Genomic DNA, 25412 nt, shown 5'->3' on the forward strand with positions numbered 1-25412 from the left:
TGCGTCGCCGCCGCGGCTCAGTGGTGCGCCGCCGCCCCCACCGTCATCTTGACCGCGACGTGGCTGGGGCGGACGCGGGCCTCGAACTCGTCCCTGAACTTGTTCATGATGGTCCGCAGGGCCCAGTTGTTGCCGTCCGCGAGTCCACAGATGGTCGTGCCGGGCATGGAGCCCATGGACGTGGCGATCTCGAGGGCCATGTCGAGGTCCTTGGTCTTGGCGTGGCCGTCCTCGATGCGGCACATGAGCTGGTAGAGCCAGCCGCTGCCCTCGCGGCAGGGGGTGCACTGGCCGCAGCTCTCGTGCTTGTAGAAGCGGGCGATGTTGCGGGAGACGGCGACCATGTCGGTGTCCTCGTCGAACACCGTGGGGCCGGCGGTGCCCAGCCCCAGCACGTTGTGCTTGCGGCCGATGTCGAAGTCGAGCTCGGCCTCGTACTGGTCGGTGCCCAGGATGCCCATGGACACGCCGCCGGGGATGGCGGCCTTGTATCTCTTGCCGTTGCGCATGCCGCCGCAGTAGTCCTCGACGAGGGTCTTGAGGGGGATGCCCAGCTCGAACTCGTAGCAGCCCGGGCGGTTGACGTGGCCGCTGACGCCCATGAGCTTTGTGCCGTAGCTGGGTGGCCCGCCGACGGTGCTCTCGACGCCCTGGTCCATGAACCACTGCGAGCCGTGCTCGACGATGCTGGGCACGTGCGCGAGCGTCTCGACGTTGTTGATGATGGTGGGCCGGCCGAAGAGGCCCTCGACGGCGGGGAAGGGTGGCTTGATGCGGGGCCAGCCCCGCTTGCCCTCGAGGCCCTCGAGAAGGGCGGTCTCCTCGCCGCAGATGTAGGCGCCGGCGCCGCGGTGGACGTAGCAGTCGACGCGGAAACGCGCGCCGCCGGTGTTGGCGTCGGTGTTGGTCAGGCCCTTCTCGCCGAAGATGCCGTTGGCGTAGGCCTCCTCGAGGGCCTTCTCGAGGACCTTGGCCTGGTGGTGGTACTCGCCGCGGATGAAGATGTACGCCTTGTCCAGCCGGCAGGCGTAGCAGGTGATGGCGATGCCCTCGAGGACGAGGTGCGGATCGAAGTCCATCAGCAGCCGGTCCTTGAAGGTGCCCGGCTCGGATTCGTCGGCGTTGATGGCGAGGTAGCGGGGGCCGCGGGCGTCGACGTCGTCCTCGGTTTCGAGGGCATCGTCGAGCTTGGGCAGGAAGGTCCACTTGAGGCCCGTGGGGAAGCCCGCGCCGCCGCGGCCGCGGAGCATGCTGGTCTTGACTTCGGCGACGACGTCGGCGGGCTTCATGGTGAGGGCCTTGCGGAGGCCCTCGTAGCCGCCGGTCTTCACGTACTCGTCGTACGAGACGATGTGGCGGTCCTTGGGATCGCCGTAGGGCCACGTGGGGATGCGCTTGCAGAGGACGTGGCCTTCGAATTTGGGCTGCCAGGTGGGCATGGAGGTTGGGCTCCCTTTCCCAGGTCTGTGACGAGGTAGCCATTCTAGCGGGCGGGCTGCTCGGCCCCGGCCGTCGACCCCGAGGCCGGGGCATCCCGCCCGAAGATGAGCATGTGGCCATCGGGATCGACGACCTCGAACTCCTCCATCCCGTAGGAGCGAGTCGTGATCTCGCCGGGCGCGTGCCCCGCCCCGAGCAATCGCCGGCGGATGGCTTCGAGATCGTCGGCGAAGAAGTAGTACAGGCTCTGCGGATAGCGACCTTCCATCGTCGGCGCCTCGGGCAGGTAGGTCGGGCTGGCAAGCATGAGATGCGCCTGGCCGAGGCGGAGGCTGGCCCAGCCGGTGCGGCCGATGGCATCGTCGCGGTCGGCGATGGCCATGCCGAGCAGGTCGCGGTAGAACGGTATGGACGCCTGGACATCCCCGCAGACGAGGATCGGGGCGAGAGCGCGTATGGACATGCCGGAGTCTTCGGCGGTCGGACCGGGGTATCGTGATCGATGGACGTCCTCGTGCTCGGCGGCACGCAATTCAGCGGAAGAGCGTTCTCCGAACAAGCCGTGCGGGCTGGCCATCGGGTAACGCTGCTGCACCGATCTGCGAACGACCCTGGCATCCCCGGGATCGCGCAGCGGCTCGTCGGCGACCGCGACGCGATCGAGGGCGACGGCCTGGCTCAGCTGGACGAGCTCCTAGCGGCCGGGCGGACGTTCGACGCGGTAGTCGACATGTGCGGGTACGTGCCGCGCGTCGTCCGGGCGAGCTGCGAGTTGCTCGCACGCGCCGCCGGGCGATACCTGTTCGTGTCCAGCGTGTCGGTCTATCCGATGACCGCCGGTGGATCGCCGGACGAAGATTCGCCGGTCATCGAACTGGATGATCCCGCGACGGAAGCGGTCACCGGCGACACCTACGGCGGGCTGAAGGCGCTGTGCGAGCGCGAGGTTCTGCGGGCGTTCGGCAACCGCACGTGCATCGTGCGGCCGGGCCTCATCGTCGGCCCGAACGATCCCACCGATCGATTCACGTGGTGGACCCGCGTGCTGGCCACGGAGCCAACGGTGCTCTTGCCCGATCCGGGTGGCCTGGCTTCGTTCATCGATGCGCGCGACCTTGCGACGTTCTACCTGCGCTGCATCGAGCAGGGGCACGCAAGCACGTTCAACGCTGCCGGCCCGGCCGAGCGGATGGGCCTGCCCGAGTTCGTCCGGGAGCTCCACGGCGCGGTGGATAGCCGTACGGCACTGATCGCCACCCGGGAGCGGTGGCTGCTGGACCAGGGGGTTGAGCCCTGGCGAGACGTCCCGGTATGGCTGCCGAGCGATACCCAATCGCTGCATCGCGCCAGCGCGGCGCGGGCCCGCGACCACGGCTTGCAACTACGACCACTCACGGAAACCGCACGCGATACCGCAGCGTGGGACGCACGCCGCGGTTCCCCGGAGTTGAAATCCGGCTTAACGCCGGCGGCGCTTCGGGCGCACGTGGCCGCACTGCAAGGCTGATGACCAACAACATCGAGGAGGACTAGATGCCCGTCGACATCATCGATTACCGAATCATCGGCGACGACATGCAGGCCGTCATCGTCACGCTCGACCCCGACGAGGCCATGGTGGCCGAGGCTGGGGCGATGATGTATCTCGAGCCCGACATCGAGATGGCGACCTCGCTCTCGATGAAGGAGGGCGGCGGGCTGCTGGGCAAGCTCTTCGAGGCCGGCAAGCGGGCCGTCACCGGCGAGAGCTTCTTCATCACCTTCTTCCACAACCACGGGAGCGTGCGGCGCGACTGCGCGTTCGCGGCGCCGTACCCGGGGCACGTCGTGCCCATCGAACTAGGCGAGCACGGCGGCACGATCGTCTGCCAGAAGGACGCCTTCCTGTGCGCCGCTCGCGGCGTGAACGTGGACATCGCCTTCCAGAAGCGGCTGGGCGTGGGCTTCTTCGGCGGCGAGGGCTTCATCCTCCAGAAGCTCAGCAGCGACACCGGCCAGGGCCAGGCCTTCCTGCACGCGGGCGGGACGACGCTGCTCAAGGAGCTGGCGCCCGGCGAGAAGCTGCGGGTGGACACGGGCTGCCTGGTCGCGATGGACCAATCGGTCGACTACGCCATCGAGTTCGTCAAGGGCATCAAGAACAAGATCTTCGGCGGCGAGGGCCTGTTCTACGCGGCGCTGACCGGGCCCGGCACGGTCTGGCTGCAGACGCTGCCCTTCAGCCGGCTGGCGGATCGCATCATCGCCAACGCCCCGAGCCAGGGCGGCAAGCGGCAGGGCGAGGGCGGCGTGCTCGGCGGGCTGGGGGAGATGATCGGGGGGCGCTAACGGAGATCGCCCGAGCACCGTTGTGTGGCACGTCCGGGCGTGTAACACCAGATGCTCAGATGGACGTGCGTGCGTCCGCGACCCCGCGTCGCAGGCGATCGATATTACGGACAGCCGGCGTCGAATGCGGTCTGGAAAGCCGTGAAATCGAAGAAGTTGATCACGCCGTTGCAATCGAAGTCAGCGGCGAGCTCCCCGGCATCAAAGGCATTCTGGAACGCAAGAAAATCGAAAGTCGTCAGGCTGCCATCACCATCAATATCGGCGGGGCAGTCGCGCTCTTCCTTGAGACAACGCTCGAATACAACCACGGCCGACAACACCCCGGAACCCAGTTCGAATACCTGGAGCACGGCCGTGATGCTGCCATCGTCGTTGATGCCATTGCTCAGGCCAGACGATTGGCCCTGTTCGTTGTTCAACCGAATCAGATCGACGGTCGCGTTTCGCGTTGACGTCGGATCGGGATCGAGATCGATCGTATCCTGATCCCGAAGCAGTACGTCCAATTGGCTGATTGCATCCGTGGCGAAGAGCCCTAAGCGTGCGGCGCTCAATTCGGCAATAAACGCCACGCGGGTATCGTCAAGGCCAGTGCCGCCAATGATCGGCAATCGCATGGAACTAAAGACCTCGCCGGCGAAGCCCGGGGCGGGATCGCCCTCGACCGCCAGCGCCTGAGGGCCAATCGCGAAGACTCGCCACGCTACATCTCCATCGCTGGTGTCGGTAATGACGGCAAGCTCATCAGCCTCGTTCATCCGCAGAGCGGGGCCTGTTGGCGGATTCGGCAAGTCCACGATGCGCCCATCCACCGGCACACCGTCGGCAAACACTGGGAGAGCATCGCGGAAGATGGCGCCTTCGAACGCAACGGGTTCCAGTTCATCATCAGTAATGCCCGCCTGGAAGGACAGCAGGCTGCCGCCAATGACGAAGTTCTCAGCATCGATCGGGGAATAGAAATCTCCTGGATCCCCTGTGATCGCCGGGTCGTTATCGCACACGACCAGCGAATCCCCAAGATAAATGCACGGAGTCAGGGTACCAGCGCTATTCGTAAAAAACACGACTCCGCCGACATCACCGGCGCTCCCGATGATGGTGTGCACGGTGCCTATGGCATCGATCTGCTGTCCGGTCACGAGATCGCCACGCTCCACTTCGATTCGCAGGTTTCCGGGAAAGCCCGCGACCAATCCGATGGGCTCGTCCGGCGCTACCGGGCAGGATGGACAAGACCATTCCATTCGGAACGCGGCTTCGCCGCGATCGTTCATGGCGAACTCACCTTGGGACAAATCTTCAACGATCGCATTTGCCGGACTGCTGAAGCCCGCAGGCTCGCCCTCGATCGCGTACGCCGAAAGCCCAGACGCTGGCGTCCATAGCCAGTAGCTCTCAACACTGCCAATGCCGGATGCCGCATCTATGGATGAACGAAACCCAACGCGACCATCGCGACCAACTCGGAGACTCCCGAAGCTGTTGAATTCTCGGGTCCCGAGCCCGGGCACGAAATCACCCTCGCGGACAACCTCGTGAAGAACGCCATCGATCTCAACCCATATTCCGTCTGTACCCGATCCGGTGCCTGCTTCCCCGAGGAACGCAATGTCACCGGTATTGCCAATCACGGGCTCATCGCCGGTCCCGACGGCCAGGTCCCCGAAGACGTCACCGTTGGGCGAGATGTCTCCCTCGACCGCAACCGCCCGCGCCTGGCCGTGTGCCGTCGTCCCGCTGGCCGCCACTATGGCCAGCACACCCGCCAATACTCGATTCTGCATACCCGAACCTCCTTGAGTTTTATTCGGTAATTGTACGTATTCTGACCGGTGGCATCAAGTGAAATACCAAACGAAAACCTATAAAAATGCCTGGATACCTGCTGGCTGTATCGATAATGACATCGCACGGTTGATTGTTCCGGTGAGATACCGGCTGCGAATCTGCGGGTTCGTTGTGGCCCTTCTTTCGCCGCTGGGATGCCACGCAGCGTGGGGCCAGCCGTACGCCGACGACTCGGTGTCCGTTGGCGCCCACGAACCCCTCCCCGAGTCGTTCTTCTACTACCGCCTCGGCGCGGGCGTCCTGGACTGGGGGGATGCCCAGTTCGACGGGCTGCCGGGGAGCGTCGAGACCGACGCCGAGTTCGAGGGCGTGGGCCTGTTCTCGACGTTCGTGATCGGCCAGCGGTGGGCGAGCTGGGCCACCGAGGGGCCGGCATCGCGGCTGGGCATCCGCTGGGAGGTCGAGGGCGTGTTCGCCTTCCAGGACTACGAGCGATTCTCGACGACCAGCGGCGGCTCGGTGGGCGATGGCGAGCTGTTCGAGTACGGCGTGGCGTACAACATCATGCCCGACGTGAAGCTGGGCCCCGTGAGCGTGTTCGCGGGCGGAGGCATCGGGGCATCGATCTTCACGTTCAGCGACAGCACGAGCAACCCCTTCGACGAGAGCCGCGGCGCGTTGATGCTGCAGGTGCTCGGCGGCGTGAGCGTGGACGTGACCCCGCTGACGTCGATCTACGGCACCGTCCGCTATCGCACGTACAGCGACGTCATCTTTCGCGACGAAGGCAGCCGGCTGGAGATCGAGGACCTCGACGGCGTGGCGTTCGAGGCGGGGCTGCTGTTTCGATTCTGACCGGAGCGCCGGCTAGCGGCGGCGGAGCAGCTCGCGCTGCACCTGGAGGTTGATGTCCTCCAGGCTGCGACGGGCGTCGGCACGGAGGTCCTTCGGACCGGGATGCAGCAGGACGAGGCCGACGCGGCAGCGCTGGTGGGTCAGGTCCTCGCACCGGCGGACCGCGCCGACGACGCGGATCTCGTGCTCGCCGATGCTCGTGGAGAGCGCGACCCGCTCGAAGCGGTGCAACTGCATGGCGGCCACGCCGTACATCGTGACGCCCACGCCGTTGGGCGAGACGTCGGCGATCCGCACGCGGGCGTGGGGTGCCCGGCGGCGGACCTGCAGGAGCACGGACGACCAGTCGATGGCGTCGGTGGGCGCCAGCGTCCGCCAGCGGAGCGTGACGTCGGCCTGGGTCTCGGATTCGGCGGCCGCCGGCAGCGTGGTGGGTGGCTCCTCGATGTCGCCCTGCGTTGCGGGCAGCGGCGTGCCGTAGTAGGCGGCGAGTTGGTCGGCCGAGGGCAGCGGATAGAGCGAGGGCATCTCGGCGGCGGCGCGGAGCGATGTGGAGAAGGTGGTGTCGCTGGAGGCGGCGTGCGCGGGCTCGTCGGCATCGCGGTTCGAGCGATCGAGGAACCACAGGTCGCCGGCGAATTCGTTGCCGAGCACGCCGATGCTGGCGCGGTAGGCCCCGCGGCGGTTGCCGAAGGCGACGCCGGTGGGCGGATCGAGCACCATGCTGGCGACCACGGTGGAATCGTTGAGCCGCTGGGGTGTGGCCATCGTGCGGACGGTGGAGCCGAAGGCGAGGATCTTGTCGTTGAGGGTGGCGTAGCACTCGAGCCGATCGCCAACGCCGAAGCGGATCTCGCCGCCGATAACCTGGAGTTCCTCGACGAAGAGCCGCTCGCCCTCCCACCGGAGGAGCCGACCGCTGGCCAGCGGATCCTGGCCGACGAAGCCGAGCCGGGCGAAACCCGCCGGGCAGTTCCGCTCGCACGCCTCGTGCAGGGCCTCGAGCGCGTCGGCGTCCCGGTCCTCGGCGGGCGCGGGCTTCTCGGACTTCTTCTTGCCGAAGAGCGTGCCCATCGACGCTCTCTTCGGCCCGCAAGCGAGGCGGCTTGGGCGGAAACACGCCTAGGTATGCCGAGCAACGGAGCCGCGATGGCGGGCGCTAGCAGCCCGCAGATAGGGCGTTCTGGAACGCCAGGAAGTCGAAGATCGTGAGCGTGCCGCTGCCGTCGACGTCGGCCGCCGCGTCGCCGGCGGCGAAGGCGTTCTGGAACGCCAGGAAGTCGAAGATCGTCGCCCGGCCGTCGCCGTCGAAGTCGGCCGCGCACTCGACGGCGAGCAGCTCGAAGGTGAAGGTGCCCATGGCGGGCCCGCCGGCGAAGGGCAGCTGTCCGCGGATGTCGGCGATGGGCATCGGCGGCTGCGTGTCTTGATTGGGCGAGATGTACGCAACGCCGCTATCGGTGCCGGCGTCCATGGGCCACAGCTCGACCACGACGCGATCGAGCCAGCCGGCGCCGTCGCGGAGCGGCACGCCCTGGCTGCCCACGAACCAGTCGGGGCTGGGCGAGATCATCGCGACGAGCGTGGCCAGCGGGAAGGCCGCGCTGGTCTCGAACTCGTGCGTGGACGCCTCGCCGCTGAGCGTCCCGATGCCCGACACCAGCGTGCCGGCTCGGCCGTCGTCGATGGCGATGCGGACCTCGCTCTCCAGGCTGGACTTCGACCCCGACTCGGCCATCGCCTCGATGCCCGGGGACGCCAGCCCGCCGACCCGCCAGAAGGCGATCGAGTCGTCGTGCGTGGCGCCGACGAGCCCCGAGAGGTGGGCGATGCGGGGGAAGTCGTACGGGTGGGTGTCGGCGGACCAGTCGGCCTGGAAGGTCACGCGGTAGGTAGCGCGGCTGTCGGGAGCCTGCGCGAGGGCCGGCGCACCGGCGACGAGGAGCAGCATGAGGGCGCGTGCGTGCATGGGGATTCTCCGGGCGACGCCGAGAATCGGCGCCACCGGACCAACTCCGGCGACCCGCGGCGTGTTTCGCGACGCCGGGAAACCCGCGCACGGGGGTTCTACAACACGCCGCCGGCGGCGTGCCGGCGGACGGGGGCGTGCATGCGGGTCGATCACGTGGGCTTGGTGGTGGCGAACGTGCAGGCCGGCCGGCGGCACCTGGAGACGTTCTATCATGCCACGCCGCGGGGCGAGCCCATCGACGATCCGCTGCAGCAGGCCACGGTGTGGTTCTTCGATGCGCACGGCGTGACCATCGAGCTGATCGCGCCGCTGGGCGCCGATTCGCACCTGCACAACGTGCTGGAGCGCAGCGGCGAGCACCTGGCGCACCTGTGCTACGAAGTGGATGATCTCGACGCCGCGCTGGCCGAGATGCGGGGCAACAAGGCGATGACGATCTCCCGCAAGCCGGCGGTCGCCTTCGGCGGGCGGGACGTCGCCTTCGTGCTGCTTCCCAACAAGACCATCGTGGAGCTGCTGGCCGCTAGCCGTCGCGACGGAGACTGATCCAGACGTCGTCGAGCAGGCCCGACCGCACGACCGCGCCGGCCGACGGGTCGCGGACCGCCTCGGCGATCTCGGCGAGCAGCAGGGCGAGTTGGTCGGGCGGCAGCCCCTCGCCCTCGAACAAGCCCGGCACCTCTGGGATGGGGCTCAGCCCGTGCGCCTCGAGCGTGGCGGCGGGCACGAACGGCTCGGCCGCGGGCGTGGCGTTGAGGCGGATGGCGATGGCGAAGGTGGGCATGGAAGGTCTCCATTTTCTGCGACCAATGTTGGCCAAGCAGCCAAACAAGCCCATGCTCACGGAACATCGCGGACTACTTCAGCGACTCGACAATACGACCATCTATGCTCTTGATCAGTTCGATAGCGACCTTCTGAAGGGCCTCGCATGCCAGAATTATATCTCGCCACCTTCGCGACGTGCGGTTGCGATTAGGCGATTCGAAATCCATGTCAAGTTCATGTATAATTTTATTGCGAATCTCAAGTGCCTTCTTGATCTCTGCTTCATGTGATTTCGACAGCTTATTACAACCAAAGACCTCGAATATCTTCTGTATCTCACCCAACGACTGCAAGCTCGAGCCCGTCAAACTGCGCTGATACTTCTTCAGTAGATGCTCGCGCGGACGCAGACTAACGAGCGTCTCGGAAAGCTCTCTAGCAATCGCGATTTGAGATTCACCCTTGAGCCGACGCTCAACAAACTTGCAAAAACCATCTTGCGCTTCAGGAAAAGCAGCGATGGCATCTTCGAGCGCATCTTTGATACTCTGCTTCAGACACGCATCCACCCCGGCGCCAACAAAAACGATCGCAGCGCGAAGAAGATCCTGATCTTCATGGGTTGGAGCGCCAGGACCGCGAGCTGACGTAGCTTCAAAATAGATGTCCAGGAAGCTAGACGCGGACTCATGCGAATACTGCAGCGTCTTGTACGCCGACTGCAGTGCTGAGGAGCGAGGAGGACTAGGCAAATCGCTCAGCCGCTGCTCAGGCTTTCTTTGATCGCCAGCCAGTCTAGAGCCCTCCTTTGATCACGTGCTTTCGCATCTAGTGCGGAGTCAATGTACTAATTTACAGATTCCCCCGCCGCTCCTGCTCCAGCTCCAGCGCTTCGAAGAGCGCCTTGAAGTTGCCCTTGCCGAAGCTCTGGCTGCCGCGGCGGGCGATGATCTCGAAGAAGAGCGTCGGGCGGTCCTGGAGGGGCTTGGTGAACAGCTGGAGCAGGTAGCCCTCGTCGTCGGCGTCGACGAGGATGCCCAGGTCCTTCACCCGCTCGTGGTCCTCCTTGACGAGTTCGTGGCCGTGCTCCTTCAGCGTGCCGTTGACGCGATCCCACACCGCCTCGTAATAGGCATCAGGCAGGGTGAGGAAGTCCACGCCGCGGCGGCGGAGTTCGGCGACGGAGTGCAGCTCGTCATCGGTGCGGAGGGCCAGGTGCTGCACGCCGGGGGTCATGCTGTGCCACTCCAGGTATTCCTGGATCTGGCTCTTCTTCTTGCCCTCGGCGGGCTCGTTGATCGGCATCTTGATGAGGTTGTTGCCGCTGGCCATGACCTTGGACATGAGGGCCGAGTACTCGGTGGAGATGTCCTTGTCATCGAAGTGCTTGAACATGCTGAAGCCCAGCACCTCCTCGTACCAGCCGACCCAGTGGTTCATCTTGCCCTCTTCGACGTTGCCCACGCAGTGGTCGACGAAGCGCAGGCCGCAGGGATTGGCCTTGTTGTACTCGTTGAGGGCGAAGGCCCCGAAGGGCTTGAAGCCCGGGGCGAACGTGCCGCCGTTCTTGATCTCGTCGAGGGCGTACCTGCCGCTGCGGCTGACGAAGCTGTGGCGGGCACGGCCGTAGGTCTTGATGCCGGCGGTGGTGATGCTGCCGTGCTCGTCGTTGCGGGTGACGGGCTCGTAGGCGCTCTCGCCGCCGTTCTTGATGGCCTGCTCGTAGGCGGCCTCGGCGTCGTCGACGGTGAGGGCGACGTCCTTGACGCCGTCGCCGTAGGCGCGCAGCTCGTCCTGGATGGGATGGTCGGCCGTCAGCGGGGTGGTCAGCAGGAAGCGGATGTTGCCCTGGCTCAGCAGGTACTCGGCGGTGTCGCGGTTGCCGGTGGTCAGGTCGTTGACCTGCTGGACCTGGAAGCCGAAGAGCTGGGCGTAGAAGACGGCGGCCTGCTTGGCGTTGCCGACGTAGAAGCGGACGTGGTCGATGTCGATCAGGCTCAACGGATCGGTGGCGGTGGCGGCCGAGGTGGTGGCGGCGGTGGTCATGGGCGCATCTCCGGGATCCGGACGCCCGCGGAGTGTGGGCGGCCCCCGCTCGCCGGATCGATTGCCCGGGTCCACGCGTCGGGCCGCCATCGCGGACGCCCGCCGGCCTAGTTTAGCGGTGCCGGAGCGGGTCCTGTTTGCCGGCATCATCCGGCCACCCACCACCATTCGATCGACCACCGCTCCTGGGAGGCCCATTGCTCTACGCCCCCGGACCAGCCGAAGCCCCCGCCAGCCTCGAAGAGGCCCTGGGCCCGTCGCTGCTGGAGGTGCTAGGCCGCATGCGGTTGCGGTCGCGGCGGGTGTTCGCGGGCAAGCTGCCGGGCGAGCGGCGGAGCAAGCGGCGGGGCCAGAGCGTCGAGTTCGACGACTTCCGCGAGTACGTCCGCGGCGACGACCTCCGGCACATCGACTGGAACGTGTACGCGCGGCTGGAGCGGCTCTTCCTGAAGCTGTTCCTGGAAGAAGAGGACCTGGCGCTGCACGTTGCCATCGACTGCTCGCGATCGATGGAGGCCGGCCGGCCCTCCAAGCTGCGGCTCGCCAAGCGGCTGGCCGTGGCGCTGTGCTACGTCGGGCTGAGCAACCAGGATCGCGTGAGCTGCTGGGCGCTGGGCGTGCCGGGGCGTCAACCGGTGCTCCGCATGCCGCCGGCCCGGGGTCGGGGGTCGGCCCGGCGGCTGGTCGACTTCGTGTACAAGGACGCGGTGCCCCAGGCCGGCACGCAGCTCGGCGAATCGGCCGACCGCCCGCTGCTGGTGCCCGCGTTGCTGAGGCTGGCTCGGGGACGGGTCGGCAAGGGCGTGATGGTCGTGCTGAGCGATTTCCTGACCGACGAGGACCTGACGCCCGCGCTCAACGGGCTGGCCTTTGGCCGCGGCGGCGGCTTCGATACGACGCTGGTGCAGGTGCTCTCGCCCGGCGAGCTCGATCCCGCGGCCGAATCGGGAGAGGGACTGCTGGGCGACGTGCTGCTCAGCGACGTGGAGACCGGCCGCACCGCGGAGGTCACCATCACCCCCACGCTCATCAAGCGGTACCGGGCCAAGCTCGACGCCCACAACGAGCGGCTGGCGCGGATGGCCAGCGCCCGCGGCATCGGCGTGATGCAGCTGGCCAGCGATGCCGACCCCGCGGACGTGCTGACCCGCACGCTGCGGAGCCGCGGCGTCGTCGGCTGAGGGGTTTTTCTTGGATTTCGTGGATTCTCCGTGACGCGGCCGGGGGGCCGACGCTGTGGCCCTGTCGGCGGGCCGCATCGTCTGGCGGGCCGCCCGGAGGAAGCTACGAGACTTGGGAGAACCCATCGTGATGCAGATGACTCGCACCATTGCCATGTCCGCCGCCGCCGTCGCCATCGTTGCCGGCGCCGCGCAGGCCCAGATCACCAGCACGTCCATGGGCACCGATGCCCCGCCGTCGTCGATCTTCGACTACGACCTGTCGACCGCGTTCGAGTTCCGCGCCTCGGGCACCGAGGTGACGTCGGCCAACGTCGGCGGCTTTCGCAGCGTCGACTTCTCGCGGCCCATGACGCTGCACCGCATCGGCGACGGCTGGGCGACCTGGAGCCACGGCTACACCGGCCCGGTGTATTCCAGCCAGGGCGCCAACTCGGTCCGCCTGTCGTTCGACAGCCGCGAGGTCGGCGCCTTCATCCTGTACGTCGAGCCCAACTCGTTCGGCACGTTCGCCTTCGAGATCGAGGGCGTGGACGCCGCGGGCCATTCGATCACCTACAACCGCCAGATCGAGGGCTTCGAGGGCGCCCAGGGCTTCGGCTTCGCGGTGCCCCCCGGCCAGTTCATCCGCTCGGTGCGGGTGGTCAACAGCGACGGCAACGCCGGCGGCTTCGCGGTGGGCGAGTTCTCGTCGGCCGCCGACGCGACGAGCTGCCTGCCCTGGCGGGGCTTCGGCTTCGGCGGCGTGGGCGACACCATCAGCGAGCGAATCGTCGTGGGCACGCAGTGCGGCCTGCTGAAGGTGACCGATGCCTTCCTGTCGGGCGACCGCTTCCGCGTCCGCGTCCGCCGCGGCTTCGCCACGGTCGCGACCTTCGACACGAGCGTGCCCACGGAGGGTGACTCGATCGGCGACGACTACGACGGCGCGTACGCCAGCCGCCGCTTCTCGAGCGGCAGCGTCGAGCTGGACCCCGGCGCGTACACCGTGCAGATCACCGTGCTCGACTCGCCCTTCGGCGCGGGCGGCGCGGCGCTCAAGCTCGATCCGCGGCCGTGCCCCTACGGCGCATGCCGGGCCGACTTCGACGGCGATGGCGCCCTGACCATCTTCGACTTCCTGGCCTTCCAGAACGCCTTCGACTCCGGCGACTACTGCGCTGACTTCGACCGCGACACCGAGTTCACGCTCTTCGACTTCCTGGCGTTCCAGAACGAGTTCACGGTGGGCTGCCCGTAGGAGGGGCGGCCGCCGGGAATCGCGACTCGGCTCCCGGGACCCGGGATGCCGGCGTAGACAACCGGGCTCGTTGGGTTGCACCCGGGCGGGATCACCGATCCGCCCGGGTGCTCTGCTGCGCCCGCGGGCCCGGGCATTGCGGGGGTGGCGAATCCCGAGCTGTCGATGCCGGATCTCGCGTGCCGGCCGTACCCTGCTGCATGGACCTAGACACCCGGATCGCCCAGTTCGAGAACATGTGCCGGGAGGACCCGGACAACGACATGGCCCACTTCTCGCTGGGCAACGCCTACGCCCAGGCGGGCCGCCACGCCGACGCCGCCGCCAGCTACATGCGGTGCATCGAGGTCAACCCGGCGATGAGCAAGGCCTACCAGCTCGCCGGCGAGCAGCTTGTCGAGGCGGGCAAGACCGACCCCGCCAGGACCGAGGAAGCCGCCGAACTGCTGGCCACGGGCTACACGAGCGCCGCGTCGCGGGGCGACCGCATGCCGATGCTCGCGATGGGCAAGCTGCTCGAGCAGATCGGCAGGCCGGTGCCCGAGGTCGAGGTCGAGGACGCCGGCGGCGACAACGGCAACGGCGACTTCGTCTGCCAGCGGACAGGTCGCAACGGCCACCAGCTGCCCCGCCCGCCCTTCAAGGGGCCCGTCGGCCAGTGGATCTACGAGAACATCAGCAAGGAGACCTGGGACGCCTGGATCGGCCAGGGCACCAAGGTCATCAACGAGCTGCGGCTGGACCTCAGCCAGGACAAGGACGCCGAGGCCTACGACCAGCACATGTACGAGTTCCTGGGGCTGGATGAGGGGACGCTGGCGGAGCTGCGGGGTGCGAAGGCCTGATTGGGCACTAGACAATGAGAAATGGGCAATGGCAAGAGTCGGGCAGCCGGGGCTCGGCATTCGATAGAAAGAGCCGGCGTGTCTTGAACGACCGCGAATGAGCCGCGTCGAGCTGGCCGCAGGTCGATGCACTCCGTTTGCGCGAGCCCGTCCGGGCTCCGGCGGCCCCGCCGCCGCGAAGCGGGCAACGCGAGCGCCACACTCAGGTCGCGGGCATCAGCGGCCACCTAGCCAGCTCGTCTACCACGCGCGAGAGCAGCCCGCGGGTGTCCCCGATGGACGCATTCCGCGGCTCGCTCGGCTTCGCACGGGACTCGACGAGTTCGGCCACCGACGCGGGCCGGGCGGTGTGCAGCATCCGCATGCTGAAGCGGGCGAAGTGCCGCCGGCGGACGGCGTGCTCGGACACCACGTCGACCTCGAGGTGGCGGTCGTCGGTGAGGATCCGGTCCATCATCGAGCTGGTCTCGACGGCCGGCCCCTCCAGCACCTGCAGGAAGTGGTCCTCGTCGAACCACAGGCAGCCGGTGATGTCCTGCCAGCGGTTGCGGAGCATGGCGGGCAGCACGATGTGGGTGACCACGTCGTCGTCGCTCACGCCGTCGGCGCGGCGGCTGATGTAGCAGACCTGGAGGAGAGTGTCGTCCATCGGTTTCCGTCGCTGTTGCTGGCCCTGCACGAAGACGCGGGACACGGCCGGCAGCGGCAGTATGACGGACCGAATTCGGGAAATCAAGGCCGGAAATCGGGGTCTGCCCGTATGTACTTACGCAGTATCCCCATCGCTTGAGAATCGCATGTGCCCCTCAGTCCGACGGCGGCCGGGAGGCCTCGGACGGATCGTGCGCGGCCGGCCGTGCCTGCCCGCCGAGATGGGCCAGTTCCTGGGCGAGCGCGTAGCCCGTGAGGATCCGCAGCAGCGAGACGCCGCCGAGAATCGCCAGCTGGCTGAGTTCGGGCCGGATCATCGTCTCGATGATGTCGGCGGCGATGAGCAGCTCGAGGGCGAACAGCAGGTACTGGCCGACGCAGTGCCGCAGGTCGGGCCACCGAGGGGCGGCCCTACGGCCGGCGACCTCCTGGCGGAGGAACATGCCCAGGCCCACGAGCACGGCCCACACGAGCACTCCGGCGCACGCCACGTTGATGAACAGGACGGCCCACTCCAGCACGTGCATCACGGCGTCGTGCAGCGAGAACGCGGCGGCGGCATGCTCGATCGGCTGCGTCATAATCCCATCCCCTCCCCCATGCCGGGCAACGGATGCACCGGGCCGGGGTCGTCCGGCGGCGGGGTGCCGCAGAGCGACTCGACCCGATCGTGCTCGTAGTGGACGGTCTCGAGGATGCGGGCGACCTCGAGCACGCTGGTGGCCATCGCGCCGAGCATGGCGGCGATGCCCAGCAGGAAGACGATGACCGAGGCGTACAGCAGCACCGCCGACTCGCCGACGACATAGGGTGCCGCGAGGCCGAAAACGCTCAGCAGGTTGCAGATGATGGCGGCGAAGAGCTGGATCATGGTCGCGCGGAGCAGCGCGGCGCGGGCGATGAGCCGGGTGGTCTGCCGTTCGAGGCCCTCGAGCCGGAGGTTCCGCACGCCCTCGTCCCTGGAGCCGGGCGCGGGATCGTCGCGCCAGACGTCGAGCCGCTCGCGGTGGAAGGCGCGGATGCGGGCGAGCACCGTGTTCATCCGGGCGGTAGAGGACAGCAGCAGCAGCCCGCAGGCCGGGATGAGGATGGCCGGCGCGACCAGGTCCTGGATGATGCCGGTGGCGTCGGTCATGGCAGCACCGCACGAGCCGGACCTCCGGAGGGTCGCCGGGCTCGTGCGGTGCATCATTGCCCGCCGCCGGCGGCGGCGCACAAGGACGATCTAGAGCAAGCCGAGTGAATTCGCAGCACCTCAGGGCGCATTCGAACAGGCCGAAGCCCGCAGGATTCACTCCTGCGCGGCTTTGGCAAGCGAGTGTGCGGCCGGAGGCCGCTACGGAGCGATCAGGATTGCTCTAGGCGTTGACGCCGCCGTCGATGGTGAGCGTCTGCCCGGTGACGTACTGGCTCTCCGGGCCGGCGAGGAAGGACACGAGGCTGGCAACCTCGTCGGCGGTGCCGTACCGCTTGAGCGCGGTGATGTCCTTCATCATGCCCGACGCGGGATTCTCGTCCGAATCGGGGTTCATCTCGGTATCGATGGGCCCGGGCTGCACGCAGTTCACGGTGATGCCGCGGCCGGCGAGATCGTGGGCCCAGCCGCGGGTCAGGCCGGCGACGGCGGCCTTGCTCATCGAGTAGATGGCCGCCCCGGGGAGCATGGCGCGATCGCCCATGCAGCTGCCCGTGGTGATGATGCGGCCGCCGTCGCGGAGCTTGGCGGCGGCATGGCGGGTGACGTCGAACACGCCGCGGACGTTGACGCCCACGGTCTTGTCGAAGTCGGCCAGCGTGGCCTCGTGCAGGCCCTGCAGCTCGAACACGCCCGCGTTGTTGACCAGGATGTCGAGGTCGGGCCCGAAGGCCTGCTCGACGGCCCTGAACATCGACTCGACCGAGGCGGGGTCCGAGACGTCGCCCTGGACGGCGACGGCCCGGCCGCCGGCGTCGTTGATGTCGGCCGCGACCGATTCGGCCCGGTCCTTGCTGCCCGAGTAGTTGACGGCCACGGCGGCGCCCCGCTCGGCCAGCCGCTTCGAGATCGCCGCCCCGATGCCCCGCGAGCCCCCGGTGACCAGCGCGACCTTGCCCTCCAGATCCTTCATGGCTGCCTCCAATCGTGGTCTTCGCGGCCGCCGGCCGGCCCCAGCCGGGCGACGCCACGGGGTATTTATAGAATGTTCATTCCAAATAACAAGTTTGCCGCGGCTAAATTTGAACATTTGCTCCAGAATTTCGTATACTGGCCCCATGGGACGTGGCCGCCCCCGCAGCTTCGACGAGGATCAGGTGCTCGATGCCGCCCTGGAGATGTTCGTGGCCAACGGCTACGACGGCGTCTGCGTGGCGGCCATCTGCGACCGCACGGGCGTCGCGCCGCAGAGCCTGTACAACGCCTTCGGCGACAAGGCCGCCCTCTACCAGCGGGTGCTCGAGCGGTACGGCGGGCTGACGCACGCCCCGGCCGTCGAGGCGCTGCTGGCCGAGCCCGACCCGCTTGTGGCGCTGCGGCGCTTCGCCTCGGGCTTCGCGAGGCACGCGAGCACCTGCGACGGCTGCCTGTTCGCCCGCGTGATGGCCGAGGCCGAGCCCGACCGCGAGGACGCCAAGCTGGCGCAGGCGTCGACGGCGCGCCTCCGCAAGGCCTTGCGCGCGCGGGCCCGGGAGGCCGCCGACGCCGGGCGATTGCCCGATGGTGCCGACCCGGGCGCCGTGGCCGACACGCTGCTCGCCCTGGCGGTCGGGGTGGCGGTGGTCTCTCGGGGCGGCATGCCGGCCGCGGTCGTCAAGGGCTGCGTTCGCGAGGGGCTCCGGCTGCTCGGTGATCTCGGTGGATCGGGCTAGGCGCAGCCCGCGTCGAAGGCATTCTGGAACGCGAGGAAATCGAAGAGGGTGAGGCTGCCGTCGCCGTCGAAGTCGGCGGCCGGATCGCCGGCGTCGAAGAGGTTCTGGAACGCCAAGAAGTCGAACAGCGTCAGCTCGCCGTCACCGTCGATGTCCGCCGGGCAGGCGAAATCGTCGAACATCGCGACGTTATCGAACACCGCGAGGATGCCGTCGAGCTCGCCGGCAACGGTGCCGCCACGGCAGATGAAGCGCATCTCCGTGAAGGTGCGGCCGGCGATCTCGAGGCGCGCGTGCGCGAAGGGCGCCCCCGAGCCGGGATGGATGAACGTGTCGCTCACGACGACCTCGCCATCCAGGATGCCCTCGAGCGAGACCTCGGTGCCCGCCCAGCTCGTGCCGGCGTTGTACCACACGTCGACGCGGGCGGCATTCACGGGCTCGCCGGTGGTCGCGATCCACTGATGGGTGCGCGTGAAGCCCAGCACGCTGCCGGTCGACCAGCCGCCCGTCGTCATGACGTTGGGGGCCGAGAAGAACGGATCGCCGCCGAGCGTGCCGCCGCCGGCCGTCGCGGCGAACCGCACCATGCCGCCGCCGGGGAACCAGAGGTTCTCCGAGAAGGTGATGCCGCCATCGGTAAACTCACGTCCGAGAAAGCCGGCGTCGAAGCCATCGAACGTGGCTTCCTGGGCGACGACGGCGGGCGCGAATGCCAGGACCACCGGCAGCAAGAAGAGGCACTTGGACGACATGGGGACCCTCCAACAGGCGATGCTCACCGAGGATTCGCCGGCCGACGATCGGGCGTTACGAGATTCCCCTCGCCACCACGGGATTCTGGGTGTGCCCGCGCAGGCAACCACGAACGGCGCCCCGGCGTGCGCGCGTCGATGCAGGCCTCGGTCTAGGAATTGCCATGTCCAGACACAGGGGCCAATCGGGGCGGTGGGCACGCCGCTGGCTGATCGCCGCGGGCGTCTACAACCTCGCATGGGGCGCGATCGTCATCGCGCTGCCCAACCTCATCTTCGACGTCGTGGGGATGGAGCCCCCCCGCTACCCGCAGATCTGGCAGTGCGTGGGCATGATCGTCGGCGTGTACGGCATCGGCTACCTGGCCGCCTCGACCGACTATCGCAGGCACTGGCCCATCGTGCTCGTGGGCTTCCTCGGCAAGATCTTCGGCCCCATCGGCTTCGCGGCAGCGGTCGCGAAGGGCGAGCTGCCGCCGGCCTTCGGCGCGACGATCCTGACCAACGACCTCATCTGGTGGGTGCCCTTCGGCATGATGCTGTGGGACGCCGCCAAGGCCCGGCACGAGCCGGCCGGCGATGCGCCGTCGCTCGACGATGCCCTCGCCGCGGCTACCGACCAGCACGGCCGCTCGCTGGCGGACATCACCGAGGAGCGGCCGACGCTGGCGCTGCTCATCCGCCACTCGGGCTGCACGTTCTGCAAGGAAGGGCTTTCGGACCTCGCGCGGCAGCGGAGCACGATCGAGTCGGCCGGCGTTGGCATCGCGATCGTGGGCATGAGTGCGCCCGAAACGCTGGCCGAGGTGAGCGGTCGCTACGGCCTGGCCGACGCGCACCTCATCAGCGATCCGGATCGCGACGTCTACCGGGCCCTTGACCTCGGCCGCGGTTCGTTGGTTCAGCTCTTCGGGCCGCTGGTGTGGTGGCGTGGGCTGCTCGCCACGCTGCGGGGGCACGGAGTGGGCGCCCTCGATGGCGACGGCTTCCAGATGCCCGGCGCCTTCGTGCTGCACCGGCGGCGCGTGATCCGGGCCTTCCGTCATCGGACGGCGGCGGATCGGCCCGACCTCGCGGCCCTGGCCTGCCAAGCGCCGGCGGCCACGGCGTGAGCGATTTGCTCCTGCTGGTCCACGCGGCCGCCACGTGGTTCATGGTCGGCCTGATCTGGTTCGTGCAGGTCGTGCACTACCCGCTGTTCGCGGACGTGGGCGTGGCCGGATGGACCGCCTACGCGGATCGACATCGCAGCCGCACGACACTGGTGGTCGGGCCCGTGATGCTCGTCGAGCTGGCGACGGCGGCGGCGATTGCGCTGGATCCGCCCGAGGGCGGCCGCGTGCTCGCGTGGGCCGGGCTCGCGCTCGTCGGGGTCGTCTGGCTCTCGACGGGGCTGGTGCAGGTGCCGCTGCACGGGCGCGTCGCCGGGGAGCCGGAGCCTCGGCTGATCCGGGCGCTCGTGCTCACGAACTGGCTGCGAACGGCGGCGTGGACGGCCCGGGGCGTGCTCGCGCTGCTGCTGATTGGTTAGCGGTGTTCCGGTTGGTTACGCCGTCGAGATCGTGCCCTCGACCGGGCGGTCCTCCAGGGCGAGGGCGTCGCGGGGACCGGTGACGACCCGCTCGCCGGGCAGCGGGCTGAACCGCGAGCCGGCCAGCTGGATCTTGTGGTTGCCCCGGGGCTTGGGCAGCCTGGTCATGACCGCGTAGATGCCCGCCGCCAGCACGAGGTTCACGCCGAGCATGAGGGCGACGTGGGCGATGCCCGTGGGCACGCCGAAGTAGACGGCAATCGCGGTCGCCACGAGCACGACCAGCGAGATCGGGATCAGGCCCTGCCACGCGGTGCTCATGACCTGGTCGTACCGCATGCGGGGCAGCGTCCAGCGGACGAGCATCATGAACAGCACGATGGCCACGACCTTGCCCATGAAGACGCCGATCTTGGCTAGCACCGCCAGCACGCCAGTTGCTTCGGGGCTCGTGAACGGGTCGGCCACGCCCGGGATCGCCTGGAAGCCGCCCAGGAACAGCAGGGCGAAGAACGCCGCGCTCGTTGCGAGGTGGGCGTACTCGGCCAGGAAGAACAGCGCGAAGCGCATCGAGCAGTACTCGGTGTGGAAGCCGCCGACGAGTTCCTGCTCGGCCTCGGCGTTGTCGAAGGGGGCGCGGTTGGCCTCGGCCAGCGCGGCGATGAAGAAGATGACCGCCGCGATCGGCTGGCTGAGGATGAGCCAGCCGTTCTCCATCTGGTAGCGGATGATGTCCAGCGGCAGCAGGCTGCCCACCAGGACGACGACGCACAGCAGGCTGATGCCCAGCGGCAGCTCGTAGGCGATCATCTGGGCCGTCGCCCGCAGCCCGCCCAGGAACGAGTACTTGTTGTTGCTCGCCCAGCCGCCCAGCGTGACGCCGTAGACGCCCAGCGAGCCGATCGCGACCAGGTAGATCACGCCGACGTTCACCGGCAGGGCGGCGACCTCGACGATGCCGCCCTGGACCGTGTGGTTGATGATCGGGATGGTGAAGGTCGGCAGCTCCAGCAGCCCGCCCCAGGGGATGACCGCGAAGCCGATGAGGGCCGGGATGACCACGATGGCCGGCGCCAGCGTGAACAGCACCTTGTCGACGTTGTGGGGCGTGTAGTCCTCCTTGACGAGGAACTTGAGCCCGTCGGCCAGGGGCTGGCCCAGGCCCAGCAGCCGCGGCCCCTTGAGGAACTTCAGGAAGGGCAGGCCCAGGTCGAAGCCGGTGCGGTTGGGGCCGATGCGGTCCTGGATGTAGGCGCTGATCTTCCGCTCGGCGTAGGTGAAGTAGCCGGCGGCCCCGAGGATGACGTGCACCATCACGGCGAAGAGCGTGACGCTGACGAGGAGCTGGGCGGTGAGGAAGTCGAGCATGGGGGGCGAGTATATGGCGGCACCGCCGAGGGACCCGACTCGGCCGCGAATCAGGCCGCGTCAGCGAGCCCCAGCTGGACCTGACCAGCCTCGCCCTGGATACCTAGTGGCAGGATCGCAGCGGTGCTGTAGGGGCTGACACCGCCAACGCGTTCAGCACGGACGCGGTAGGCCACGCTCGCCACGCCGCTGGGTGTCTGGGCATCTACGAACGACCGCTCGAAGACCGTGCCAAGGTCGACCCAATCCGTCGTTGAGCCGTCGGCCCCGGTTGTGCGACGCTGGATAGCAAAGGCCGTGCCGCCCTCGCGGCTGCCCGCGAATCGCAGGTTGGCGCGGCCCTCGCTATCCAGGGTGAGAGCCAGGTCCGTCGGTGCGTCCGGAGGGCCGAGCGGCGTGGGCTCCTTGGGCGGGGGGATCTCGCCAGCGGCGTAGATCGCGCTGGGCTCCTCGGAGGCCTTCGCGGTGGTCTGGATCTGGCGAACTAGTTCTCGAGCCAGCGCGACCGCGTCATCGACGCCAGCGTGCCAGGTCACCGTCGCGGCCTTGCTCGCGTTGCGGGCGGCGATAGCTGCGTCATAGGACGTTCGCGCGGCGGAGACCTTCGTTGCAAACTCAGTAACCTGCTCTACCGTGAGACCGAGTTCGGTCGCGGCCGTCGCCCACGGCACGGCGTGAGCCTCCATGAAGGCGAGGGCATCGGTGCGATTGCTGGGCACGACGGGCATTTCGCGTCTCCGGTCCGTGGATGAGATTGGAGCGCAGGCGACGTCCATGCCGCCGGCGTCATCGCCCGCATCGTCCACTCAGCAAGCCCACTCCAAGGAATCTCGGCTTGCCGAGCCCCACGCGAGGCATCCTCATTGACGCAATAGAGCGCCCCGGGGACAAGCCCGCTACGGCGCCGGCGGGGTGCGGTTGGTTGCCGGTGGGTTGGTCGGGTGGATCAGCGACTCGAAGTCGGTGTAGAGGAACGCGTGGTGGGTCGATCTCGGACCTGCGTCGTCGACCAAGTCCTGAGCGACTAGGCCTCGGTGGCCCGAGCCGGTGCCCGGCACCGCCAGGTGCTGGTTGTAGATGTAGCGCGTCGGCATCGCGAACTCATCGAACTTGAGATGAGGCCAGTCCGGCCGGAGGAAGCCGTTGCCGCAGTCGCTATCCCTGCAGAACTGGATCTCGTGGGCCGCACAGGGGCTGCCATCTTCTCCATCATTCGAGCACTCTGGCTGCGACGCTTCACTGAAGTCGCACTTCCTGCACTTGATTCCGGGCGTCACCTGCTCCGTGTAGTTGCCGTCCCAGTCGTTGAACTCCGGACAGGTGTACGAGGTGTTCATGGCGAACGGCGTGTGGTATCCCCACAGGAGATTGTCTGCGATCTGCCAACCCGTGAACGTTGGTATGTAGGTCTGGTCTGCAAACTGCGACTTGCCGTCCGTGTAGATGCCTCGCTTCCCGTCGACGGACACTGCCGGATCCTGGAAGACGACGTTCGCCCCAACTCGCGATAGATCGCCATCCCGCATGAGCACGATCCCGGCCATATCGTCCAGTAAGAGCGTGGCGTTCCGCACGATGTTGTGATTGATGCGGATGCCGCGAGATTGCGGGCGGTTCAGTGCCGGGTTGTCACCGGGCGTGAAACCGGAGCTGATCGCCTCCGCGGGCGTCTCGTTGAAGTAGTTGTAGTGGATGTACGAGCAGTCGTCCGGGCACGCGAACGTGGGCGGGTCGGTCTCGGCCGCCGTCCATCCGCTGAACACCGCCGGACTCGACAGGAAGGTCTGCCCGACGTGGTAGACGAAGTTGTCCGCGATGTCGAACCTCCTGGGCACCTCGGCGAGCGACTGTGACACAAGATGGCAGTTGTTCGATTGAAGATTGAGGCGGCACGCCACGATTGCGCTGGCACCCACGTCGAACATCTCGTTCTGCCGCACCTGGTGATCCGCGCCGTTCTCCATCACGACGGCGCTCCCCCCGGTGTGCGCGACGCGGCAGCGCCGGATCTCGATGTTGCTGCCATTAACGATCCGGATGGCGCCGTCGAGTCGGTATCGCAGGTCCGGGTCGGCGAGGGTCTGGTCCGCGCACGCCGCGGCGGGGGGTTTCGTTCGATAGAACTCGAAGCTCCGCATGCGCTCGAACCAGCCCAGGAGCGGGTAGTCGACCTTTGCCAGATCGACCTGGCTGCGATTGACCAGAGAGAAGTCGCAGCCGCTCATGCCGCCGCAGTCTACCTCCACTACCTTCTGGCCGCCGAGCAAATCGCTGAACGGCTGTGGCCTCGGCAACTCCTGGTGGGTATGAGCGAAATTGAGCTGGACAAACTGCACGTGGGATGCGCCGTCTAGCACGAACAACTGCGGAGCATACGGGATGACGATCGTCGTGTTGGCGACTTCCGAGTGCGGGCCGGGCGGTACCTGGGCACCGGGGAGAATCACCCAGAGTCGATCGTCGGGGTATCCGGGAGCCGCGGGGTCACCGCTCTGCTGCGGGTTGAACCACCATTCGTAGGGCTCGTCCATGAACTCCTTGGCATTCTCAAGGTAGATCTCGGTCGCGTACCGGCACACGCTGGTGTCGTCCTCGTACACGAATACGCCAATCTGCTCGGGCACGCCGAGCATGTCATGCAAGCGGATGTAGGTCGTCCCGGATGCCGGGTCCGGGTCAATCTCGCGGACGTACTGACGGTGCGATATCCACGACCCTGCGTTGCGCATAACGCATTCGGTGCCTCGGTATGGCGTGTATGCCCGTGGGCCGGAGTCTGGCTCGGGGAACAGGTGCGCCGCCGAAAGGGCATATTCGTTCATGGCCTTGTCGGCCTCGGTCACGGTGTCGCCCAGCTCGGGTAGATCGTAGATGGGACCATCGATGCGCGCGAAGCCGGACGTGAGCGGAAGGTCGCCCTCGTCCGGTTCGCGCGCACGGGTCGCGCGTGCATTGTCGATGTACAGGTCGCGCGGCATGAGCGGGTCCTTGAAGTCCGTCGTCGCCCATCCGGACGGCAGCGTCTGGGTCCACCACCGGTCACCGCCGGCGGGGGACTGCGTCGTCCAGTCCGTGAGTTCGATGCCGCCCGAGATCAACACACTCTCGTAGTTGCCCGCACTCGGGCTGTACGCCCGGTAGATCACCGGATAGTCCTCGGCCCCCGAGTCCATTGCCGTAAATTCGAGTGGTTCCGGCAGCGGATTGGTGGAGTTTGTCGTGGCCGGCGGGTATGTGCCTGCTCGGATGTCGACGCGGATGTGGTACTCCAGCGGGGAGCACGTGGCCTTTATGTTGCGGACGAGATTCCGGGCGTCTGCGATCGTCTCCACCGGACGATCAATGCGATTCATGTGGTACATCCAGGGCACGGGAATGGAGCCCTGGGCCGGCTGCGCTGCGGCATCGACATAGAAAACGACGGTATCGTCCTTTGCCGGACACTGGAGGCACTCCGACTCGGTTGCCAGCGTGTTCCCGGCAGCAATGCACATCGTGCACCATGCGAACGCACACTTGTTTCGTCTCGACGGTTTTCTACGCATCATGTTGCTCTCCTATTGACCAGAGTCGATGCGAACTGATTTAAACAAACCGTGCTACGCATTCCCTCTAAAATACCTAGACTGCCGGCAAGATGCAAGACGAAATGCACCAGTTCAAGTCCGCCGATCGCACCCCGCCCGGCCGTCGCTCGTAACTCCGCAATCTCCAAACATGCTGGTCTGGCGACCGGCGCATTCGGCAAACAGTTCTGATACGCCGGCGGCAGTAGGATGAAGCGATCAGGG

The 25412-nt window shown here is 67.4% G+C and carries 26 protein-coding genes; 10 read left to right on the forward strand and 16 right to left on the reverse strand.

Annotated features, from left to right (window positions below):
- Positions 1–17: 17 nt before the first annotated feature.
- Both nuoF and AAFX79_06915 read right to left on the reverse strand, forming a co-directional pair.
- Positions 18–1439 carry an NADH-quinone oxidoreductase subunit NuoF gene (gene nuoF / locus AAFX79_06910; GenBank protein MEO1008279.1) on the reverse strand — a complete coding sequence of 474 codons (1422 nt, stop codon included), beginning with the start codon at positions 1437–1439 and terminating at the stop codon, positions 18–20.
- A gap of 44 nt (positions 1440–1483) precedes the next feature.
- A complete protein-coding gene (locus AAFX79_06915; GenBank protein MEO1008280.1) occupies positions 1484–1903 on the reverse strand; it encodes a VOC family protein in 420 nt (139 codons plus the stop codon).
- 39 nt (positions 1904–1942) lie between these two features.
- Between AAFX79_06915 and AAFX79_06920 the strand changes: the two genes are divergently transcribed.
- Positions 1943–2947, forward strand: a complete 1005-nt coding sequence (locus AAFX79_06920) for an NAD-dependent epimerase/dehydratase family protein (GenBank protein MEO1008281.1) — start codon at positions 1943–1945, stop codon at positions 2945–2947.
- 26 nt (positions 2948–2973) lie between these two features.
- On the forward strand, positions 2974–3768 hold the full coding sequence (locus AAFX79_06925; GenBank protein ID MEO1008282.1) for a TIGR00266 family protein: 795 nt from the start codon (positions 2974–2976) through the stop codon (positions 3766–3768).
- A gap of 104 nt (positions 3769–3872) precedes the next feature.
- Here AAFX79_06925 and AAFX79_06930 read toward each other — a convergent pair whose 3' ends face one another.
- Entirely contained in the window at positions 3873–5558 is a 1686-nt protein-coding gene (locus tag AAFX79_06930; protein ID MEO1008283.1) for a GC-type dockerin domain-anchored protein, read from the reverse strand.
- Positions 5559–5796: 238 nt separating this feature from the next.
- On the opposite strand from AAFX79_06930, the gene AAFX79_06935 reads away from it, so the two are divergent.
- Positions 5797–6417 carry a hypothetical protein gene (locus AAFX79_06935; GenBank protein ID MEO1008284.1) on the forward strand — a complete coding sequence of 207 codons (621 nt, stop codon included), beginning with the start codon at positions 5797–5799 and terminating at the stop codon, positions 6415–6417.
- A gap of 12 nt (positions 6418–6429) precedes the next feature.
- Here AAFX79_06935 and AAFX79_06940 read toward each other — a convergent pair whose 3' ends face one another.
- Together AAFX79_06940 and AAFX79_06945 are read right to left on the reverse strand one after the other, a co-directional pair.
- Positions 6430–7491: a hypothetical protein gene (locus tag AAFX79_06940; protein ID MEO1008285.1), complete on the reverse strand. Its 1062-nt coding sequence runs from the start codon at positions 7489–7491 to the stop codon at positions 6430–6432.
- Between the two features lie 85 nt (positions 7492–7576).
- Complete coding sequence (locus tag AAFX79_06945) at positions 7577–8386, reverse strand: spondin domain-containing protein (protein ID MEO1008286.1); 810 nt, start codon at positions 8384–8386, stop codon at positions 7577–7579.
- A 141-nt stretch (positions 8387–8527) separates the two neighbouring features.
- Between AAFX79_06945 and AAFX79_06950 the strand changes: the two genes are divergently transcribed.
- The gene (locus AAFX79_06950; GenBank protein ID MEO1008287.1) at positions 8528–8935 is read left to right on the forward strand and encodes a VOC family protein; all 408 of its coding nucleotides are present in this window, start codon (positions 8528–8530) and stop codon (positions 8933–8935) included.
- Here the strand turns inward: AAFX79_06950 and AAFX79_06955 are convergent.
- The 3 genes from AAFX79_06955 to hppD form a co-directional block, all read right to left on the reverse strand.
- Positions 8913–9173 (reverse strand): hypothetical protein, encoded by a 261-nt coding sequence (locus AAFX79_06955; protein MEO1008288.1) that lies wholly within the window; start codon positions 9171–9173, stop codon positions 8913–8915. The two genes, AAFX79_06950 and AAFX79_06955, sit on opposite strands and share 23 nt — an antisense overlap.
- A gap of 73 nt (positions 9174–9246) precedes the next feature.
- Positions 9247–9909: a hypothetical protein gene (locus tag AAFX79_06960; protein MEO1008289.1), complete on the reverse strand. Its 663-nt coding sequence runs from the start codon at positions 9907–9909 to the stop codon at positions 9247–9249.
- A gap of 100 nt (positions 9910–10009) precedes the next feature.
- On the reverse strand, positions 10010–11203 hold the full coding sequence (gene hppD / locus AAFX79_06965) for a 4-hydroxyphenylpyruvate dioxygenase (protein MEO1008290.1): 1194 nt from the start codon (positions 11201–11203) through the stop codon (positions 10010–10012).
- Positions 11204–11400: 197 nt separating this feature from the next.
- Between hppD and AAFX79_06970 the strand changes: the two genes are divergently transcribed.
- The 3 genes from AAFX79_06970 (at position 11401) to AAFX79_06980 (ending at position 14469) form a co-directional block, all read left to right on the forward strand.
- Positions 11401–12384, forward strand: a complete 984-nt coding sequence (locus tag AAFX79_06970; GenBank protein MEO1008291.1) for a DUF58 domain-containing protein — start codon at positions 11401–11403, stop codon at positions 12382–12384.
- 130 nt (positions 12385–12514) lie between these two features.
- The gene (locus AAFX79_06975; protein ID MEO1008292.1) at positions 12515–13624 is read left to right on the forward strand and encodes a GC-type dockerin domain-anchored protein; all 1110 of its coding nucleotides are present in this window, start codon (positions 12515–12517) and stop codon (positions 13622–13624) included.
- A gap of 200 nt (positions 13625–13824) precedes the next feature.
- A complete protein-coding gene (locus tag AAFX79_06980) occupies positions 13825–14469 on the forward strand; it encodes a Fe(2+)-trafficking protein (protein ID MEO1008293.1) in 645 nt (214 codons plus the stop codon).
- Between the two features lie 202 nt (positions 14470–14671).
- Here AAFX79_06980 and AAFX79_06985 read toward each other — a convergent pair whose 3' ends face one another.
- The 4 genes from AAFX79_06985 to AAFX79_07000 form a co-directional block, all read right to left on the reverse strand.
- On the reverse strand, positions 14672–15118 hold the full coding sequence (locus AAFX79_06985) for a BLUF domain-containing protein (protein ID MEO1008294.1): 447 nt from the start codon (positions 15116–15118) through the stop codon (positions 14672–14674).
- 157 nt (positions 15119–15275) lie between these two features.
- Positions 15276–15701 carry a DUF1622 domain-containing protein gene (locus AAFX79_06990; GenBank protein MEO1008295.1) on the reverse strand — a complete coding sequence of 142 codons (426 nt, stop codon included), beginning with the start codon at positions 15699–15701 and terminating at the stop codon, positions 15276–15278.
- The gene (locus tag AAFX79_06995) at positions 15698–16255 is read right to left on the reverse strand and encodes a DUF2721 domain-containing protein (GenBank protein ID MEO1008296.1); all 558 of its coding nucleotides are present in this window, start codon (positions 16253–16255) and stop codon (positions 15698–15700) included. The genes AAFX79_06990 and AAFX79_06995 overlap by 4 nt, the downstream gene beginning before the upstream one ends.
- Before the next feature lie 223 nt (positions 16256–16478).
- Entirely contained in the window at positions 16479–17228 is a 750-nt protein-coding gene (locus AAFX79_07000; protein MEO1008297.1) for a 3-oxoacyl-ACP reductase family protein, read from the reverse strand.
- A 145-nt stretch (positions 17229–17373) separates the two neighbouring features.
- Between AAFX79_07000 and AAFX79_07005 the strand changes: the two genes are divergently transcribed.
- A complete protein-coding gene (locus tag AAFX79_07005; protein ID MEO1008298.1) occupies positions 17374–17967 on the forward strand; it encodes a TetR/AcrR family transcriptional regulator in 594 nt (197 codons plus the stop codon).
- Here the strand turns inward: AAFX79_07005 and AAFX79_07010 are convergent.
- Complete coding sequence (locus AAFX79_07010; protein ID MEO1008299.1) at positions 17964–18722, reverse strand: GC-type dockerin domain-anchored protein; 759 nt, start codon at positions 18720–18722, stop codon at positions 17964–17966. The genes AAFX79_07005 and AAFX79_07010 overlap by 4 nt on opposite strands.
- A 164-nt stretch (positions 18723–18886) precedes the next feature.
- Here AAFX79_07010 and AAFX79_07015 point away from each other — a divergent pair, with 164 nt between their 5' ends.
- Together AAFX79_07015 and AAFX79_07020 are read left to right on the forward strand one after the other, a co-directional pair.
- The gene (locus AAFX79_07015; protein MEO1008300.1) at positions 18887–19834 is read left to right on the forward strand and encodes a SelL-related redox protein; all 948 of its coding nucleotides are present in this window, start codon (positions 18887–18889) and stop codon (positions 19832–19834) included.
- On the forward strand, positions 19831–20253 hold the full coding sequence (locus AAFX79_07020; GenBank protein ID MEO1008301.1) for a hypothetical protein: 423 nt from the start codon (positions 19831–19833) through the stop codon (positions 20251–20253). The genes AAFX79_07015 and AAFX79_07020 overlap by 4 nt, the downstream gene beginning before the upstream one ends.
- A gap of 15 nt (positions 20254–20268) precedes the next feature.
- Here the strand turns inward: AAFX79_07020 and AAFX79_07025 are convergent, their stop codons facing one another.
- From AAFX79_07025 to AAFX79_07035, 3 genes are all read right to left on the reverse strand, one after another.
- Entirely contained in the window at positions 20269–21621 is a 1353-nt protein-coding gene (locus AAFX79_07025) for a complex I subunit 1 family protein (protein ID MEO1008302.1), read from the reverse strand.
- Positions 21622–21671: 50 nt separating this feature from the next.
- Positions 21672–22349, reverse strand: coding sequence for a hypothetical protein (locus AAFX79_07030; GenBank protein MEO1008303.1), 678 nt, complete (start codon positions 22347–22349; stop codon positions 21672–21674).
- 168 nt (positions 22350–22517) lie between these two features.
- Entirely contained in the window at positions 22518–25115 is a 2598-nt protein-coding gene (locus tag AAFX79_07035; protein ID MEO1008304.1) for a right-handed parallel beta-helix repeat-containing protein, read from the reverse strand.
- Positions 25116–25412: the final 297 nt, after the last annotated feature.

The sequence above is a fragment of the Planctomycetota bacterium genome (assembly GCA_039819165.1).
Taxonomy (GTDB): domain Bacteria; phylum Planctomycetota; class Phycisphaerae; order Phycisphaerales; family UBA1924; genus JAHCJI01.

What these genes read in the sequence shown, in the direction of transcription:
- AAFX79_06930 (MEO1008283.1), bottom strand. Translation starts at nt 5,558, where the DNA reads ATGCAGAATCGAGTATTGGCGGGTGTGCTGGCCATAGTGGCGGCCAGC.
- AAFX79_06940 (MEO1008285.1), bottom strand. Translation starts at nt 7,491, where the DNA reads ATGGGCACGCTCTTCGGCAAGAAGAAGTCCGAGAAGCCCGCGCCCGCC.
- AAFX79_06915 (MEO1008280.1), bottom strand. Translation starts at nt 1,903, where the DNA reads ATGTCCATACGCGCTCTCGCCCCGATCCTCGTCTGCGGGGATGTCCAG.
- AAFX79_07025 (MEO1008302.1), bottom strand. Translation starts at nt 21,621, where the DNA reads ATGCTCGACTTCCTCACCGCCCAGCTCCTCGTCAGCGTCACGCTCTTC.
- AAFX79_06990 (MEO1008295.1), bottom strand. Translation starts at nt 15,701, where the DNA reads ATGACGCAGCCGATCGAGCATGCCGCCGCCGCGTTCTCGCTGCACGAC.
- AAFX79_06995 (MEO1008296.1), bottom strand. Translation starts at nt 16,255, where the DNA reads ATGACCGACGCCACCGGCATCATCCAGGACCTGGTCGCGCCGGCCATC.
- AAFX79_06980 (MEO1008293.1), top strand. Translation starts at nt 13,825, where the DNA reads ATGGACCTAGACACCCGGATCGCCCAGTTCGAGAACATGTGCCGGGAG.
- AAFX79_06945 (MEO1008286.1), bottom strand. Translation starts at nt 8,386, where the DNA reads ATGCACGCACGCGCCCTCATGCTGCTCCTCGTCGCCGGTGCGCCGGCC.
- AAFX79_07005 (MEO1008298.1), top strand. Translation starts at nt 17,374, where the DNA reads ATGGGACGTGGCCGCCCCCGCAGCTTCGACGAGGATCAGGTGCTCGAT.
- AAFX79_07015 (MEO1008300.1), top strand. Translation starts at nt 18,887, where the DNA reads ATGTCCAGACACAGGGGCCAATCGGGGCGGTGGGCACGCCGCTGGCTG.
- hppD (MEO1008290.1), bottom strand. Translation starts at nt 11,203, where the DNA reads ATGACCACCGCCGCCACCACCTCGGCCGCCACCGCCACCGATCCGTTG.
- nuoF (MEO1008279.1), bottom strand. Translation starts at nt 1,439, where the DNA reads ATGCCCACCTGGCAGCCCAAATTCGAAGGCCACGTCCTCTGCAAGCGC.
- AAFX79_06955 (MEO1008288.1), bottom strand. Translation starts at nt 9,173, where the DNA reads ATGCCCACCTTCGCCATCGCCATCCGCCTCAACGCCACGCCCGCGGCC.
- AAFX79_07035 (MEO1008304.1), bottom strand. Translation starts at nt 25,115, where the DNA reads ATGTGCATTGCTGCCGGGAACACGCTGGCAACCGAGTCGGAGTGCCTC.
- AAFX79_07030 (MEO1008303.1), bottom strand. Translation starts at nt 22,349, where the DNA reads ATGCCCGTCGTGCCCAGCAATCGCACCGATGCCCTCGCCTTCATGGAG.
- AAFX79_07010 (MEO1008299.1), bottom strand. Translation starts at nt 18,722, where the DNA reads ATGTCGTCCAAGTGCCTCTTCTTGCTGCCGGTGGTCCTGGCATTCGCG.
- AAFX79_06925 (MEO1008282.1), top strand. Translation starts at nt 2,974, where the DNA reads ATGCCCGTCGACATCATCGATTACCGAATCATCGGCGACGACATGCAG.
- AAFX79_06920 (MEO1008281.1), top strand. Translation starts at nt 1,943, where the DNA reads ATGGACGTCCTCGTGCTCGGCGGCACGCAATTCAGCGGAAGAGCGTTC.
- AAFX79_06975 (MEO1008292.1), top strand. Translation starts at nt 12,515, where the DNA reads ATGCAGATGACTCGCACCATTGCCATGTCCGCCGCCGCCGTCGCCATC.
- AAFX79_07000 (MEO1008297.1), bottom strand. Translation starts at nt 17,228, where the DNA reads ATGAAGGATCTGGAGGGCAAGGTCGCGCTGGTCACCGGGGGCTCGCGG.
- AAFX79_06950 (MEO1008287.1), top strand. Translation starts at nt 8,528, where the DNA reads ATGCGGGTCGATCACGTGGGCTTGGTGGTGGCGAACGTGCAGGCCGGC.
- AAFX79_06985 (MEO1008294.1), bottom strand. Translation starts at nt 15,118, where the DNA reads ATGGACGACACTCTCCTCCAGGTCTGCTACATCAGCCGCCGCGCCGAC.